Origin of the sequence: Paenibacillus sp. FSL R7-0204 (assembly GCF_038002225.1) — a bacterium.
GTDB lineage: Bacteria > Bacillota > Bacilli > Paenibacillales > Paenibacillaceae > Paenibacillus_AQ.
On record NZ_JBBOCA010000001.1, the window covers coordinates 6,600,162 to 6,615,442 of the forward strand.

Genomic DNA, 15,281 nt, shown 5'->3' on the forward strand with positions numbered 1-15,281 from the left:
GTTCATCATCCGCTGTTCATTTGCCGCTTAACGGGTGCGCCCGTGGTTTCTGAGCAGCTCGCTGTCATCCTTCGCCTTCTCATTAACGAGGCTGCCAGGCCGGGCGCCTTCCTGTCTGGCAGCTTCCTGTGCCTGACGTTCCTCCAGGTCTTGGAGCCTGCGGTCGGCTGTATGATCCGGCATCTTGTCGATGCCGTTACGCGTGCCGGAATACAGATCGCCTGTCATTCCCGGCCGCTTCATATTCTGCACTGCGCTTCGCTCCGGGAGATCATGCTCCGTGGCTGAATTCATCGTGTCCAGCCCTGTATCATGTCTGCCTTCCAGGCCTGAGCCATTGAACGCCGCATCCACCGCGTCTGTTACGGAGTCCCGTGGAGCATTCACATCCGCAGCCGTACCCGCAGTGCCGGCATCCCTCATATAGCGGTCAGCATTCGCCGAATTATGGTTGCGGAATACAGTATATACGTCCTGTTCGCGGGAGATATCTGCATCCACCATAACCAAAATATTTCCTTCGTCTACATAGTTGTCATAGCTCGCAGCTTCATCCTCAGGAATGCCCAGTCCGATCAGCCCGCCGACCAGCCCGCCCGTTCCTGCTCCTACGGCTACTCCGGTCAGGGTGGCTGCAATCGGCCCCGCTGCGATAATCGGCCCGATTCCCGGAATCGCCAGGGCGCCGATGCCTGCCAGCAGTCCGGTCACACCGCCAAGGATACCGCCGGTCGCCGCCCCGGAAGCCATGCCCTCCGGCACCTTCGTCCCGGTCTCATCATTGATCGCTTCCACATCGCGTTTATTTCTCGCTATCACTGAGATATCCTCTGTCAGAAAGCCGTGCGCCTTCAAGTCTTCAATGGCCCGTGAAGCTTCATGCTCTGTATGGAACACACCTACAATTTTCTTATTCATAACGATTCCCTCCTGGTAGCTGTTTTAGGTTGTTAATGGTTTGACTCTCGCTTTACTTTCACATCCCTTACTTAACCAAACCCTTCTCCGCGAAACTGGTAACCTTCGATCTTGAGCCGGGTTCCGCAAAAAAATTTATGAAACAGGAAATTGCCCGCCGGACACATTTTCCACAAATTCAGTGATTTGAAGTCAGCTTAGATTACACTGAATTCTCCGGTTCATGGCAGTTATTAAGCCTTTGGGAACAATGCTCTAATCTCCTTACAGCGCCGCCAAAAGAGACTATACTCCTCGTATAACAGGTAAGCTACTCTTATAGAATCCAGGGGGAAATCGCGATGAATATGCGTCTGAAGGTACTTAAGAAGCATCTGCTCTTCTGCTGCAGTGAGCACTGCAATAACCAGGATGTAGAGGATGTCATGCAGGAATTCAAGGAGCAATTGGTGGAGCAAGGAATCAACAAGACGGTCAAAATCAACAAAACCAGCTGTCTCGGCCTATGCGGCAACGGCCCTTTTGTCATCGTGTATCCTGACGGGGTCTGGTATTACAATGTAACAACGGAGGATGTGGCCCGTATCGTGGAGGAGCATCTGGTGAACGGACAGCCGGTAGAAGAGCTGGTTATGCTCAAAATGGAAGCCTGATTCCCAGCGCCCCCGGCCAGTCTGCCTTCTGCCTCATACTCCTAGTCCCTCCCTTTCCGGGCTGGGACTATTTGCGGTTGTCCGGCCCTCCTCCTTCTGAGGTATACTAATGGTATATGTTCATTAGGAGTGCCATCATCCTTTTAGGAAATGAGGCTGCAAGCATGACAGTATTCAAATATAACGCCCATCGCCCCCACCGGGCCAATCCTGACCTGTATCTGCATTACTGGGGCCAGGAGCAGTGTGCACCCGGGCATTCGTTCGGACCCGGGGTCCGGAGCCTGTATAAAATCCACTTCATCCACGCCGGAACCGGTAAGGTAACCGTTGGTGAAGCCACCCATACATTGAACGCAGGGCAGGCCTTCCTCACTTATCCGCATGTGGTAACACATTATGCCGCAGATCAGGACGACCCTTGGCTGTATTCGTGGATTGCTTTTACCGGGGAGGAGGCAGGTTATCTGCTGGGACGGACTTCACTTACCCCGGAACAGCCGGTGTTCCCGATGGACCAGGTGCTGATGCCTTCGCTGTCTGGCAGGTTATCGGAGACGGGGAGCAGCGGGGAGCTGCTGGATCTGCCGCTGAAGGTGATGCTCTATGAATTCTTCTCTCTGCTGCTGCGCACAGTCCCGGCTGCCGACAGCCCGGCTCCGCGCAGCAGAAGTGTCTATGTCGAGCAGTGCCTGCATTACCTTCAAGCCCACTACGCCGAGAATGTGACGATGGAGAGCCTGTCCGCTTCCCTGAAGCTGGACCGCAAATATATGTCGGCGCTGTTCAAGCGGACGGTCGGCTTGCCTCCACAGCAATATCTGCTCCAATTCCGTATGTCCAAAGCCTGCGAGCTGCTGACGGAGACCGGCTGCACCATCGGGGAGATCTCGCAATCGGTGGGGTATCAGGATGCTTTGCTCTTCTCACGGATGTTCAAGAAGGTGAAGGGCTGCTCGCCCAAAGAATACCGGCTCCGCCATGCAGATACAGACATTGTGCTATAAAAATCATCCATGCTGACATACGAATGAAAGCGTTTGTCCGCTACAATTAGGGAGGTATGAAGTCCCGCACAACTTAAACTTAGGAGGAATCCAATATGTATATCGCCAATCCTGAACGCTATGACACGATGAAATATAACCGAACCGGACGCAGCGGCCTGCTGCTCCCGGCCATCTCCCTCGGGCTGTGGCATAATTTCGGCGGCAATGATGTATATGAGAACGGCCGTGCGATGGTCCGCCGGGCGTTTGACTTAGGAATCACCCACTTCGACCTCGCTAATAACTACGGACCGCCTGCCGGCTCTGCGGAAGAGAGCTTCGGCCGGATGCTGAAGACGGATCTCGCGCCTTACCGCGATGAGCTGATCATCTCCAGCAAAGCCGGATACTATATGTGGCCCGGCCCTTACGGTGAATGGGGCTCCAGGAAGTATCTGGTCTCCAGCCTGGATCAGAGCCTGAAGCGGATGGGGCTGGATTATGTAGACATCTACTACCACCACCGTCCAGACCCGAATACACCGCTGGAAGAGACCATGTCCGCCCTCGATTTCCTGGTCCGTCAGGGCAAAGCGTTGTATGTTGGCCTCTCGAACTACAAGCCGGAGGAAGCGCGGGAAGCCGCGCAGATTCTCCGCCGCCTGGGCACACCTTGCCTGATCCATCAGCCGAACTATTCGATGATGTCGCGCTGGATCGAAGACGGCCTGCAGGATGTGCTGGAGGAAGAGGGCATCGGCACCATCGCCTTCTCCCCGCTGCAAAAGGGGATTCTGACCGACCGCTACCTGAACGGCATCGCAGCCGATTCCCGTGCAGCCGGACCCAGCGTGTTCCTCTCCGAGAAGGAGCTCACGCCTGAGGTGCTGGCCAAGGTTGGCAAGCTGAACGAAATTGCGGCGGCACGCGGACAGAAGATGTCCCAGCTCGCCTTATCGTGGGTGCTGCGCGGCGGCAAGGTGACCTCTGCACTGATCGGGGCAAGCAAGATCAGCCAGATCGAGGATGCCGTAGCTTCACTGAATGCGCCTGAGCTAAGCGCTGAAGAGCTGGAGCAGATTGAGACGATTCTGCGCGGATAACCCGGGGCGGATACTGCTCCTGCCGAACCTGCAGATCCCAGGTCACAGATCACAGATATGACGCAATCCTGCCCACCCGCTCGCGGTGATGCAGGGTTGCTTTTTTGTGCAAATATCCTTTGCTAGCAGACCATCAGAATTAAACATATAGGTTGGATCACTATGACGGAACCACCTAAACTATTATGTTCGGTTTTTCGCCTACATTTGGTCCACGCGCCTCCGCACTGCACATTGCATTCGGTTTTTCACATACAATTTCCCCCAACGCTTTCACTCTTTTAAAACTTCAGGTCTCTTCATTCCCAACCACAATTTAAAGACTGATGCTGTTCCAGTTGAACCATGAAGCAGTCCCGCCCGAGTGCTTACGCTGTGCCTGAATGCTATAATGAACTCATTCGTACCCATCAATACCCATCACGGCAATAACGAAAGGACATCCGATGAAGACTAACCGATTGGGGCAATCCGATTTACATGTAAGTGCCATGGGGCTTGGCTGCATGTCGCTGGGGACAGAGGAAGCGCAGGCCACCGCCATTATCCGCGAAGCGCTCGACCGCGGAATTAACTTCCTGGATACCGCCGACCTCTACGATGAGGGCCGCAATGAGGAGATTGTCGGTCAGGCCATCCGGCACCGCCGTGCCGATGTGATCCTGGCAACCAAGGTGGGCAACCGCAGAATTCCCGGCAAGGAAGGCTGGAGCTGGGATGCCTCCAAGGCCTATATCCGCTCCGCTGTGAAGGAGAGCCTGCGCAGGCTGCAGACCGATTATATTGATCTGTATCAGCTGCACGGAGGAACGCTGGAGGATGATATCGATGAGACGATTGAAGCCTTAGAGGAGCTGAAGCGGGAAGGGGTTATCCGGCATTACGGCATCTCCTCCATCCGGCCGAATGTGATCCGGGAATATGTGCAGCGCTCCGGCATCGTCAGCGTGATGAGCCAGTATAGCATTCTCGACAGACGCCCGGAGGAGAGTATTCTCCCGCTGCTGGGCCGCGCGGGCATCAGCCTGATTGCGCGGGGGCCGCTGGCGAGCGGCATCCTGACCGATCATGGCCGCAGCAAGGCGCAGCGGGCGTATCTGGATTATACGGAAGCCGAGCTCACAGCGCTGCATGAGCAGCTGATGAGCCAGACAACACTCACCCGGACGTTGACACAGACCGCGCTGCAATATCCGCTGGCCGATCCGGTGGTTGCCGCTGTAATCCCAGGGGCCAGCAGTCTGGAGCAGCTGCGGCAGAATATGGCGGCTGCCCGCTCGCAGCCGCTCTCACCGCTTGAGCTTGAAGCTGTACGGGAGACCAGCAAGGCAGGACGGTATACCCTGCACGTATAGAGCGTGCTTACGGCCAAGTGGAAACGGCTTCGCCGTCCTTTTAAAGGACGGTACCGTTTCAGCGAGAAATAGAAGGATAATTTATAGCGTAAAATATATAAATCCTTATATTTTAACAGAAGAAGCTGTCCGGAAACTGTAGTATTACAGTCTCTGGACAGCTTCTTATTTTTTGCTTAACTTCTTATTTTCTACCTATGAGCGCGTTTCCTTGCCTTCACTATCCAGGTAATCAATGCAGCCACAAATACAACGGCGGTAATGAGCCAGGTCAGCAGGAACGCCATACCCAGCCCGATATTGGCATCCAGCGCTTCCCTTCTGCTCTCCAGAATCAGCATCACCGCCAGCGGCGCTCCGCTGGCTATCAGGAGAACGGTCATGCTGTAGCGGGCGAAATTTGTCCGCTTCTGAATAGCCGCGTATAAGCACAGGTACGAAGCAATTAATAATACGAAGGATAATACAGCTTCCCATTCCAGTCTAACCATCGTGTCATCACTCCTTCTCCATAGGAACCGGGGATTGCGTTATAGTATAGCGGCTGCGGCAGGCAGATGCAAATGACACTGCCGCTGAAGCAGCCTAGCCAAAAAACTGCGTAATATAGACCATCGCCAGCAGCCCGAAGATAAACGAATACGTCGAGGGCCGTTCAAATCCGTGACCATGACTCTCCGGGATCAGCTCCTTATACACGATGAAGAGCATCGCCCCGGCAGCAAATGCCAGCCCGTATCCAACCACATTCTGTACATAGCTGGCTGTAAAATACCCGATCACGGCCGACACCATCTCCATAAGTCCGGTCAACGCGGCTATAATTAGGGCCTTGCGCCGGCTGGCGCGGGCGTTCATGAGGAAAATCGCCAGAATCAGCCCTTCCGGCATATTCTGTGCGCCGATCGCAATCGCCACCATCGGGCCAAGGCTTGTCTGCTCGCTGGCATAGCTGAAGCCTGTGCTGAGCCCTTCGGGGATGTTATGAATGAATAGCGCAATCATGACGAGCAGCGCTTTGGAATCCAGATTGCTGAGGCCAGGCTTATTCTCCACATCGATATGCGGAATATGGCTCTCGATCAGATCGAGCAGCAATACGCCGGTAATCAGTCCCAGCGTCAGCGCGGTAATGCCCGATTCCTTGATCGCCTGCGGCATCAGCCCGAAGGTGCTGGCAGAGACCATGATCCCGGCGGTAAAGGCCACCAGCACATCCTTCCACAGCTCGGACAGCCGCCTTACGAACAGAATAGGAATAACGCCCAGCACCGTTGCCATTGCAGATAAAAAGCTGCCTAAAAGTGCACCCGCCAAATCTTCAACCCCTTTTGTGGACAGGACTATAGATCAAGCATATGCTCTAGGCAGCTATAAATAGACCCAAACTTCAGAGTCTCACATACCGTCCCAGCCCCCGGGCTTCAAGCTCTGCCTTCGGGATGAAGTGAAGGGCGGCAGAATAGATATGATAATGCTGCTTCGCCGGCTCCGGTCCGTCAAAGGTCAGATACCCCAGATAAGCTCCGCTCAACCTGCTGCGCAGCACGGTCCGCACCTGCCCGCCGCTATAATCGGCTTCCCGCCGGATCATCCCCTCTTCCACCGGAACCGTGAAGCTGGGCCAGCCTGTGCCGGAATCGAATTTGGCTGCCGAGCTGAACAGCGGATCACCGCTGATCACATCCGTGTATAGCCCCTCCTCGAAGTGGTCCCAATACGCATTCTGGTAGGCAGTCTCCGCACCTTTGTTCTGCGTGACCTCATATTGCAGCTCTGTAAGCCGGCCCCGTAACCGTTTCTTGTCTTCACGGCTGTTCCAGTGCAGCGCTGTGAAGTCGTCACGGCCCGAGCCCTTCTGATATAGCTTATAATCCAACGGATGAGTCAGATAATACTGCTGATGCTCCGCTTCCGCCGGATAGAACGGCGCAGCCGGCAGGATGGGTGTCATAATCGGCGCCTTGAAGCGCTTGCTGGCCTTCAGCCTCTCCTTCGACAGCTCCGCCTGCTTCCGCTGCTCTTCATTCTGAACGAAGATCGCCGGAGCGTAAGAATGGCCCCGGTCCATGAACTGCCCGCCGTCATCCGTCGGATCGATCAGCTGCCAATAGATCTCCAGCAGCCGTTCATACGGGAACAGCTCCGGATCATAGACAATCTGCACCGCCTCCCGGTGCCCTGTAGTTTCCGACCCTACCTCTTCATAGGTCGGATTCTCCGTATGCCCGCCTGTATAACCTGACACTACCGAGACGATGCCCGGCAGCTCGTCGAACGGCTTGACCATACACCAGAAGCAGCCGCCGGCGAAGGTCGCCAGCTGCAGCGTATCATTCGTAGTCAAACAGACCGCCTCCCTGCATGCTTTTCCCCTATTATATCTGAATATCCCGCTTCTCCAAAACGGTAAGGGTGATGGTTAGAGACAGCAAGATCCAAGCTGCAGGAATCCACAACGCGCGGATATAATCCCCCGTCCCCGAGAGCAGGATCAGCTGTGAATTCTCCACATACAGCCCCGAGAATTTGAGAATCTGCGTCATGAGGGAATGCTCGGAAATTGTGCGAAGAACCGCAGAGGAAGCGTCCTTGAGATACCCGCTGAGCAGCAGGTTACCGAAGATGAAGAAGAAGGCAGCCACCACCGCCGAAGCTGGTTTGCGGATCACCATCCCCAGCATCATGACTGCTGCACAATAAGCTGCCAGATAGAGCAGATTCAGTCCCAAGGCTGTCAGACCAGCCGCCAGATCCTCTGTATATCCGGCATGTCCTACCGGCGCTCCTGTGATCAGCGCTGCCGCCAGAGAAAAGAGATAATATAAACCGTAGAACTCCAGCAGCCAGCCCAGAACGGCAAGCAGCTCCAGCACATATTTACCGGTAAAATATTTCGCCTTACTATGCCCGGCAGCAATAATATTCTGCACCGAGCCATACTCGAAGCCTTCGGTTGCAAAAAAGCAGGCATGCAGCGGAATAACAAGATAGAACAGGATAGAGAATGAAGCAGCCGTCTTGAGCGACTCTGTATAACTGCTTAAGGAATAACCGCCTTTGCTGCCCAGAATTAGAACAAGTGCGAGGCTGGCTAAGGCGAAGACTGCGGTGACGCTTTTGAAGGCCAGATCCTTACGCAAATAATAGATTTCAGCCTGCCAGAGGTTCCTCATCTTCCGCCGCCCCCGATCAAATCCATATAATACTGCTCCAGATTGGGCGCTGTCAGCTGAAAGCCGTCAACCGGGATCTCCCGCTGCACAAGTAGAGACATTAGGCGCTCCAGATCCACCCCGCTTCGGGGAAGCTCGATCTCTCCGGTCTGCTTGACCCGGATATCCCCGCGACTTAGCTCCTGCCTCAACATCTCAGCTACGGCTGCTGCCGGAGAAGATGTGGTAATACAGATCATCACCTGAGCAGACTGCTGCAGTTCAGCAGCCGAAATCTCCTGAATCAGCCGCCCTTGATGAATGAAGCCGTATTTGCCGGCCAGCAGCTGCAGCTCACTCAGAATATGGCTGGATATCAGCAGGGTCACGCCTTGTTCCCGGGATAGCTGCTCCAGGATATGCCTGACCTCCACAATTCCCGCAGGGTCAAGTCCATTCACCGGCTCATCCAGCACCAGGAACTCCGGCCGGTTCAGCAGGGCAACGGCAATTCCCAGCCGCTGGCGCATGCCAAGCGAATACTCGCCCGCCTTCTTCGGTCCCGCCTCATCCAGACCTACAAGCTTCAGCACTTCAGCGCTCCTCCCCTTATCCCTGATGCCGAAGATCAGGCAGTAAAAGCCCAGATTCTCCATCGCATTCATATGGGGATAGAGCGAAGGCCGTTCGATCAGGAAGCCGATCCGGCGTCTGGCCGCAATCTGTTGCTCCTTGCTCTGCTCTCCGAACAAGGCCATCCTTCCGGCTGTGGGATGCACCAGACCGCCGATGATTCTCATCAGTGTTGTTTTGCCCGCCCCGTTCTCGCCAACGAAGCCGTATACATCCCCCGCCTCAATTCTCATACAGAGCTGATCCAGCGCTACCCCTGAAGGATACTTCTTGGATAAGCCCTGAGCTTCAAATACCGCTGCCGTCAAAGCAAACACTCCTTTTCCCTTTCAAATCTGTTGACGGCTTAACGATACCATCCGGCGCCCCGTCCGCTAACGCAGGTGTCATATTCACACGAGATCATGTCGTTTTTGAGGATGAAAATGTATAATATAGGGATCAATGCAAAGGTGGAGAAGCGGATGATTCATATTGCTGTGTGTGACGATGAGCCCCGCGCAGCCGGAGAGGCCGAGCGCTTGATTCTGGAGACCGGAGAACACTTCAACGAGCCTATTGAGATTTCCCTGTATTATTCAGGAGAAAGCTTCGCCCGGGCCCTCCGGGACGGCTGCCAGTTCGATATTATCTTGATGGACATTGAGCTGGGCGGACTGGACGGCATTGCGGCGGGGCAGCTCCTGAGGGAGGATGACGGCAATGACCCGGTGCAGCTTATCTATATCTCCAGCCATGAAGAATACCATATGCAGCTGTTTGACCTGCGTCCGTCGGGGTTCATGAAGAAGCCGTTAACGCCGGAGAGCTTCAAGCAGAAGCTGTGCCGGGCCATCCATAAGACCCTCCGTCTCCGGCAGCAGGGCCGGACCAGCTTCCTTGCGGTACAGCTGAAGAGCCAGGAACTAAGGATTCCTCACAGGGACATTCATTATCTGGAGAGCAGCATCCGGCGGATTACACTGGTTACTCAGGATCGGACACTGCAATATTACGGGAAGCTGGTAGCGGAGGAGGAGAAGCTGGCGTCCAGCCATTTCGTAAGAATTCACCAGTCCTATATTGTAAACTTCTATTCAATTCAGGCCATTAGCGCAAAAAAAATCATTCTCACCACCGGCCGTGAGCTGCCGGTCAGCAACAAATATAGCCCCGCTGTGCGCAGGGCCTATCTGCATTTCAGGGGGGAGCTGGTATGAGTTCCGTACTCCTCGATGAAATCATTTATCTCGCTGTATTACCGCTCCTGCCAGTCATACTGCATCTCTTCTTCAGCCGCCTCTTCACCTGTCGTGTAGAATCGCGGCTGCGGCTGACCGCCCTTTACATTCTGTACATAGGTGTTCATGCTCTGCTCCATCACAGCTCCCTGCCCGGCCTGCTGCTGATGGCTGGCAATATCGGACTGATCCTGGGTCTGTCCCTGCTCTACAGGGGCAGCCTTGCTTGGCGTTTATACGCTGCGGTGCTTATCTCTGTTGTGATTATCCTCAGCGATGCGGCGGTTCCTTTGCCACGTACAGACTTCGGTTACAGGCTCGGTCTGCTGCTCTCGAAGCTGCTGATACTATTGCTTGTGCTGCTGCTGCGCAGGCTGGTGAAAGGCGAGGGCCGGGGCCAGCCAAACGGATGGTTAGGAGCTGTTGTCTTTCTCTGTCCTTGTCTTAGCATTGCGGTATTGCTGCAGTTATCCGGCAGCCCCTTCTTCCAGCTATATCCGCAGCTATTCCCTGTCGTTCCCGCCTTGCTGCTCGCTATTAATCTTCTGGTCTTCCTCCTGATTGACCGCATGCTGAGCGCATATTCTGAACGCAGCCAGCGTCTGCTGCTGGAGCAGCAGAACAGCTATTATGTGAACCAGTACCACCGGAACCGGGAATTTCAGGAGGAAGCCCTCCGGTTCCGCCATGACTTCAACCATATTCTGCTGGGCCTGCGCTCCAGAATTCTCAGCGGAGAAGAATCCGCCTCTACATCCGAGCTGGACGCTCTACTGGGCTCGACTGGACAAGCCCAAACTTACTGCAACACGGGCAACCCGGTTATTGACTCCATTCTGGATTACAAACGGCAGGAGGCATCCGCAGCAGAGATTGATCTCCGCCTGGAGCTGAGCCTTCCGCCCCGGCTGATGCTGGATACCGCTGTTATCAGCGTTATTCTGGGCAATGCCCTTGATAACGCCCTGAAGGCAGTCAGCCTGATGCCCAAGGAACAGGGAACAGAACGATACATCGCGGTACATATGCATTATCTGAATGACAGCTTATTCATAAGGATTCAGAATCCGTACTCCGGTTCTGTCCTCGAAGGCCCAGGCGGCGAGCTGCTGACTACCAAAAGCGATAAGCGCTCCCACGGGATCGGACTGCGGAATATCCGCCAGACGATGGAGCGGGCCGGCGGGCTGTTTCAGCTTGCTTACAGCGGCCAGCTGTTTCAGCTGGAGCTGGTGCTTTTTCATATTGAGAGAGATGAACGTGGCGGAGGACGGGTGTCCGAGGGAGAATGATGAGGAATGGGGCCTACTTCAGTTTCTTGCGTTCGCTGCGGGGTTTGGGCCTCCGGTTGCTGTCCCATAACTCCTTGTGCAGCAAGCCCGCGAATACAAGCATGACAAGCGTCAGCACCAGCACATACTCACGCAAAATATCGGATAAGCTGCCGGACTGGTTCAGCCCGAGAATAATGTTCAGCCTTCCCCACAGCAGATTGAGACATAGCAGCGCTACCGCCCCGTAAGTTATCCACACACTGCGGAGATACAAATTATACGTACGCAAGGGGCCTCGTCCCATAAAATACCTGCTGTAACGGATAACATACGCGGTAAAAGCAATCAAGGCTATCATTTCCAGTGTGATCAGGATCAAGTCAATAATGTCCATGCAGATCATCTCCCCTTCTGCCTAAGCCGGTACGGTGCAGATCAATAAGTCTTTCTAGATCATTGGTTTCATACGCCTCCTGAATTTGGCCCAGGGTCTCAATTTCCCGTTTGACCCGGCTGGGCTTCAGCTCGTGCTTGCGGAAGATATCGAGGAGCTTCACTTGTTGACGACCTCCTCATCATTAGGTTTTCTCTCTGCGGTTCCTCTCTCAATCAGCAGCTTCACAAGTGTACGGTTATATTCGCTAAGCTGCTTCTCATTCTCCTCGTCCCGTTTCTGATAATTCTGGATTACTTTTTCTTTATTCGCAATTTGCTTAACACTCCAGATCAAGGCCGTAGATAACAGAACATTCAGCACGACTGAACCGTTGTTATCTACGAAAAGGCCAGTCAATGCACTGAAATCCATCTGTATCCCCCCATTTCCTAATGTAATCGGAACGGATTCGCGCCTTTACCCCTGTCCACATTTTTGGCGAAATTCCTTGCCGCCACTCTAACAGAATCACCCTCAAGGTAATCTACTCTAGCAATAGCCATTCTGATTGGGTTGAGCAGCAAAAAAAACCGGAGGACCCGTAATCCGGGCCCTCCGGAGAAGGCTGAAACAAAGATTATTTGAGTTCCGAGATCCGCCGGACCAGGGAATCATAGAGATAGATCAGGTCGCCGGAGGGCTTGATGCCAAGCTCTCGGCTCAGCAGCCGCACGTAGTCTGTGTAGACGGCATTCAGACCTTTTTTGTCTCCGGCCAGCTCGTGAACGGCCATCAGCTGGCGGATCACCGATTCATCCAGCGGATTCCGCTTGTTCAGCTTCAGCAGCAGCTTGGAGGCCGCAGCGGAATCCCGGCTGGCAATGAGAGCTGCGGCCAGCCGTTTGACGAAGGAGGCATACAATTCCGCATAACGCTCCGTCTCATGGATGGCCCACACATAAGCCTTGTCGCCGAACAGCTCCCCTGTATAGAGCTGCTCGATACACATAGCCCTCTCTATATCCGGGGGTTCAATGGTGTGCAAGGCGGCTGCCTCCTGTTCAAATTGCAGATAGTCCATAACCGGCGCTTGAAGCTCAAGCGCATACCCGTCGTTCTCCGAACGGATCGCTTCCCGCAGACCCAGCGGCTCCAGAGATTTACGCAGTTGATAGACGGTAGTGTTAAGATAGCTCTCCGCATTGGCCTTATGCATGCCGCCGAAGATATCCGCAACCAGCCTGGAACGGGGGACGCGCTTCCCCCGGAGCAGCAGCAGATAGGCAAACAGCTCAGCACATTTACGGGAGGTCCATTTGACCCGGCCTGCCCCGCTGCTCACGGCAACATCCCCGAGCATCGTGAGCGTTACCCGGCCGGAACCGGCCGGAGCCTGCACCTCCGGCATAGGGGAGAGCCGTGCCGGAGCAGCACGCCGCCAGGTAAGCACCCGGTTCATTGTGCGCGCAAGCCGCTCCTGGGAGACCGGCTTGACCAAATAATCCAGCACGGACAAGTCGTAAGCCTCCAGGGCAAATTCCTTATGTGAGGTCACGAACACAATTTGCACCGGAGAACCGGCAGCTGCCAGCCTGGCTGCAAAGGCCATGCCGCCCTCTCCCGGCATAGAGAGGTCTACGAAGGCAAGCTCCACATCCGGGTGCTCCTCCAGAAAGGCAGCAGCCGACCTCGTATCTGTGAACGTACCCGCAAGCTCGACTTCAGGCAGCTTAAGCAGCATGGTGCTAAGAATCAGATGCATCATCCGTTCATCATCGACCAGTATAACCTTCATTTGCATATCTCCTCCCTCCCGCTGCCCCGTTACTCCATCCGTTCTCCTCCTGCCGATCCCGGCAAGGTGAAGTAGAAGATCGTTCCACTTCCCGGCTTGCTCTCGAACCACAGGCTCCCGCCATGGATGCGGACGAATTCACGCGCGAGCGCCAGGCCGAAGCGGGCATCCCCTGCCTCCTCCCCCAGCGGCGCCTTCAGAATCGGCTCCTCCAGACGCAGCATGTCTGCGGTCGCTTCATCAATACCAATCCCGTTATCGCGCACAGACAAGATAACCCTGTCCTCTTCTAGCAGGGCCCCAACCTTAATAGAGCCGCCTATCCCCGTGAATTTGATAGCGTTAGAGAGCAGATTGCGCAGGATCAGGTCCAGCATTTCTTTATCCGCCCGGACGGTTAATTCGCTGCCGATGCGCTCCATCAGACGGATCTGCTTCATCCCGGCTTTCGTACCCGCCAGCATCAGGGCCTGCCGGACCACCTGCTGCACACTCCAGGCCTGCGGATGGAACGACACCGTCCCCTTCTGGCTGCGGTACCAGTCCAGCAGATTGTCAACAAGCTGGAACGTATTCCGCACCTGCCCTTTGATCTCCCGCACCACCTCCGCATGCTGATCATCTGCAGCTGTCAGCCCGTCGCCCAGCAGCTCTGTCAGGCTGACCAGCAGTGCTACCGGATCACGGATATCATGGGCCACAATGGTGAACAGCTTGTCCTTGAAGGCATTCAGCTCGGACAGCTGCCGGGCATTCTCGCGCAGCCGGACCTCGCTCTCCTTCAGCTCGGTAATGTCGCTGAACAAGAGGATTTTACCGATAGGGGTGCTGCCTGTATCATGAATGAAGGACAGACTGCAATTATAGTACAGACGCCTGCCAGCCTGGAGCCGCTCGTAGGCAAACCGCTCGTCCTCATCGCTTAAGCCCCTGAGACGTTCAAGCAGATCCCCGCTGCCGGCAAGCACCTCCGTCATATCCGCCGGGTAGCGCCGCCTGCTCCCAAGCTCGGGAAACATCTTCTCTGCGGCACGGTTGTAGCTGACGATCTGATTCTCATAATCGAACAGAAGGACACCGTCCCGGATCGTCTCGAACACCTGCGCCATAGCCAGCGGAGTCAGGCGGAGCAGGTTGAATCTGAGGATGCCCCAGGCGTAGGCGATGCCCGATACTGCAAACCCGAACGGTGTGAGATCAATCCGGGTTCCGGTCCACAGAAACAAATTGAGCAGCATAGGCGCAACCGCACCCAGAAGCAGAACAGCAATCTGTTTGCGTACAATCGGCAGCGCCCGCACAAACATGGATATGAACAGCGCTATGCCGCCAAGCAGCACCAGATAATTATACGCAGCGTGGATGTTATACCACAGCCCCTTGACGGTGTAATACAAGGAGACCGATGGGTCCGTATTCAGCAGAAAATCCCGGTAGATTAAATGATGCCAGTCATTCGTGAGCTGCAGGATGAAGATAACGGCGGGGATCAGGAACAGCAGGGCGATCAGCCGCTTGCGGAAACGCGCAGCGGCTCCGGTGAATTGAATCGCTTGTACCAGCCATAAGGTGGAGACAAAAGGAATACCCAGATATTGAATGTGCAGCGCCAGCTTCACCTGGCTTAAGTTCCCGCTAAGCAGCTCAAGACCATAGCCGAAGGCGTAGAAGGCCGCTGTCAGCATAATCAGAATCATCGTTCTGGCAACAGGCAGATGTCTTTTCTGGTACGACAGGAACGACACAAACAGCATCAGTGCTGCTGCAATAAAAAGCATAATCGACATCCAGTGCCTACTTTCCACGGCTG

17 protein-coding genes are annotated in these 15,281 nt (G+C 54.9%); 6 read left to right on the forward strand and 11 right to left on the reverse strand.

The window, feature by feature from the left end; translation table 11 throughout:
- Positions 1 to 27: 27 nt before the first annotated feature.
- Complete coding sequence (locus MKX42_RS33510; protein ID WP_445669349.1) at positions 28 to 918, reverse strand: general stress protein; 891 nt, start codon at positions 916 to 918, stop codon at positions 28 to 30.
- A gap of 341 nt (positions 919 to 1,259) precedes the next feature.
- Between MKX42_RS33510 and MKX42_RS28655 the strand changes: the two genes are divergently transcribed.
- The 4 genes from MKX42_RS28655 (at position 1,260) to MKX42_RS28670 (ending at position 5,018) form a co-directional block, all read left to right on the forward strand.
- The gene (locus MKX42_RS28655) at positions 1,260 to 1,571 is read left to right on the forward strand and encodes a (2Fe-2S) ferredoxin domain-containing protein (protein ID WP_051493345.1); all 312 of its coding nucleotides are present in this window, start codon (positions 1,260 to 1,262) and stop codon (positions 1,569 to 1,571) included.
- A gap of 164 nt (positions 1,572 to 1,735) precedes the next feature.
- Positions 1,736 to 2,578: an AraC family transcriptional regulator gene (locus tag MKX42_RS28660; RefSeq protein ID WP_340756471.1), complete on the forward strand. Its 843-nt coding sequence runs from the start codon at positions 1,736 to 1,738 to the stop codon at positions 2,576 to 2,578.
- 95 nt (positions 2,579 to 2,673) lie between these two features.
- Positions 2,674 to 3,663: an aldo/keto reductase gene (locus tag MKX42_RS28665; protein ID WP_340756473.1), complete on the forward strand. Its 990-nt coding sequence runs from the start codon at positions 2,674 to 2,676 to the stop codon at positions 3,661 to 3,663.
- 446 nt (positions 3,664 to 4,109) lie between these two features.
- Complete coding sequence (locus tag MKX42_RS28670; RefSeq protein ID WP_340756475.1) at positions 4,110 to 5,018, forward strand: aldo/keto reductase; 909 nt, start codon at positions 4,110 to 4,112, stop codon at positions 5,016 to 5,018.
- Positions 5,019 to 5,209: 191 nt separating this feature from the next.
- On the opposite strand, the gene MKX42_RS28675 is transcribed toward MKX42_RS28670, so the two are convergent.
- From MKX42_RS28675 to MKX42_RS28695, 5 genes are all read right to left on the reverse strand, one after another.
- Positions 5,210 to 5,509 (reverse strand): hypothetical protein, encoded by a 300-nt coding sequence (locus MKX42_RS28675; protein ID WP_339222639.1) that lies wholly within the window; start codon positions 5,507 to 5,509, stop codon positions 5,210 to 5,212.
- A gap of 94 nt (positions 5,510 to 5,603) precedes the next feature.
- Entirely contained in the window at positions 5,604 to 6,335 is a 732-nt protein-coding gene (locus tag MKX42_RS28680; protein ID WP_036723217.1) for a ZIP family metal transporter, read from the reverse strand.
- Between the two features lie 73 nt (positions 6,336 to 6,408).
- Positions 6,409 to 7,365 (reverse strand): peptide-methionine (S)-S-oxide reductase MsrA, encoded by a 957-nt coding sequence (gene msrA / locus MKX42_RS28685; RefSeq protein ID WP_340756477.1) that lies wholly within the window; start codon positions 7,363 to 7,365, stop codon positions 6,409 to 6,411.
- Between the two features lie 31 nt (positions 7,366 to 7,396).
- Entirely contained in the window at positions 7,397 to 8,194 is a 798-nt protein-coding gene (locus MKX42_RS28690) for a hypothetical protein (RefSeq protein ID WP_340756479.1), read from the reverse strand.
- Positions 8,191 to 9,114: an ABC transporter ATP-binding protein gene (locus MKX42_RS28695; protein WP_340756480.1), complete on the reverse strand. Its 924-nt coding sequence runs from the start codon at positions 9,112 to 9,114 to the stop codon at positions 8,191 to 8,193. The genes MKX42_RS28690 and MKX42_RS28695 overlap by 4 nt, the downstream gene beginning before the upstream one ends.
- Before the next feature lie 156 nt (positions 9,115 to 9,270).
- On the opposite strand from MKX42_RS28695, the gene MKX42_RS28700 reads away from it, so the two are divergent.
- A complete protein-coding gene (locus MKX42_RS28700; protein WP_340756483.1) occupies positions 9,271 to 10,005 on the forward strand; it encodes a LytR/AlgR family response regulator transcription factor in 735 nt (244 codons plus the stop codon).
- The gene (locus MKX42_RS28705) at positions 10,002 to 11,318 is read left to right on the forward strand and encodes an ATP-binding protein (RefSeq protein WP_340756485.1); all 1,317 of its coding nucleotides are present in this window, start codon (positions 10,002 to 10,004) and stop codon (positions 11,316 to 11,318) included. The genes MKX42_RS28700 and MKX42_RS28705 overlap by 4 nt, the downstream gene beginning before the upstream one ends.
- A 13-nt stretch (positions 11,319 to 11,331) precedes the next feature.
- Here MKX42_RS28705 and MKX42_RS28710 read toward each other — a convergent pair whose 3' ends face one another.
- The 5 genes from MKX42_RS28710 to MKX42_RS28730 form a co-directional block, all read right to left on the reverse strand.
- A complete protein-coding gene (locus MKX42_RS28710; RefSeq protein WP_340756487.1) occupies positions 11,332 to 11,694 on the reverse strand; it encodes a hypothetical protein in 363 nt (120 codons plus the stop codon).
- Entirely contained in the window at positions 11,681 to 11,857 is a 177-nt protein-coding gene (locus MKX42_RS28715; RefSeq protein ID WP_340756489.1) for a hypothetical protein, read from the reverse strand. Before MKX42_RS28715 ends, MKX42_RS28710 begins: the two co-directional genes overlap by 14 nt.
- Positions 11,854 to 12,108 carry a hypothetical protein gene (locus tag MKX42_RS28720; RefSeq protein WP_036723207.1) on the reverse strand — a complete coding sequence of 85 codons (255 nt, stop codon included), beginning with the start codon at positions 12,106 to 12,108 and terminating at the stop codon, positions 11,854 to 11,856. Before MKX42_RS28720 ends, MKX42_RS28715 begins: the two co-directional genes overlap by 4 nt.
- 205 nt (positions 12,109 to 12,313) lie before the next feature.
- A complete protein-coding gene (locus tag MKX42_RS28725; protein WP_340756491.1) occupies positions 12,314 to 13,471 on the reverse strand; it encodes a response regulator in 1,158 nt (385 codons plus the stop codon).
- 29 nt (positions 13,472 to 13,500) lie between these two features.
- On the reverse strand, positions 13,501 to 15,276 hold the full coding sequence (locus MKX42_RS28730) for a sensor histidine kinase (protein WP_340756493.1): 1,776 nt from the start codon (positions 15,274 to 15,276) through the stop codon (positions 13,501 to 13,503).
- Between the last annotated feature and the right edge of the window lie 5 nt (positions 15,277 to 15,281).

Bases quoted from the DNA above. Each gene is read 5' to 3' on its own strand.
- MKX42_RS28670 (WP_340756475.1), top strand. From the start codon at position 4,110: ATGAAGACTAACCGATTGGGGCAATCCGATTTACATGTAAGTGCCATG.
- MKX42_RS28665 (WP_340756473.1), top strand. From the start codon at position 2,674: ATGTATATCGCCAATCCTGAACGCTATGACACGATGAAATATAACCGA.
- MKX42_RS28725 (WP_340756491.1), bottom strand. From the start codon at position 13,471: ATGAAGGTTATACTGGTCGATGATGAACGGATGATGCATCTGATTCTT.
- MKX42_RS28690 (WP_340756479.1), bottom strand. From the start codon at position 8,194: ATGAGGAACCTCTGGCAGGCTGAAATCTATTATTTGCGTAAGGATCTG.
- MKX42_RS28655 (WP_051493345.1), top strand. From the start codon at position 1,260: ATGAATATGCGTCTGAAGGTACTTAAGAAGCATCTGCTCTTCTGCTGC.
- MKX42_RS28705 (WP_340756485.1), top strand. From the start codon at position 10,002: ATGAGTTCCGTACTCCTCGATGAAATCATTTATCTCGCTGTATTACCG.
- MKX42_RS28660 (WP_340756471.1), top strand. From the start codon at position 1,736: ATGACAGTATTCAAATATAACGCCCATCGCCCCCACCGGGCCAATCCT.
- MKX42_RS28710 (WP_340756487.1), bottom strand. From the start codon at position 11,694: ATGGACATTATTGACTTGATCCTGATCACACTGGAAATGATAGCCTTG.
- MKX42_RS28700 (WP_340756483.1), top strand. From the start codon at position 9,271: ATGATTCATATTGCTGTGTGTGACGATGAGCCCCGCGCAGCCGGAGAG.
- MKX42_RS28720 (WP_036723207.1), bottom strand. From the start codon at position 12,108: ATGGATTTCAGTGCATTGACTGGCCTTTTCGTAGATAACAACGGTTCA.
- MKX42_RS33510 (WP_445669349.1), bottom strand. From the start codon at position 918: ATGAATAAGAAAATTGTAGGTGTGTTCCATACAGAGCATGAAGCTTCA.
- MKX42_RS28675 (WP_339222639.1), bottom strand. From the start codon at position 5,509: ATGGTTAGACTGGAATGGGAAGCTGTATTATCCTTCGTATTATTAATT.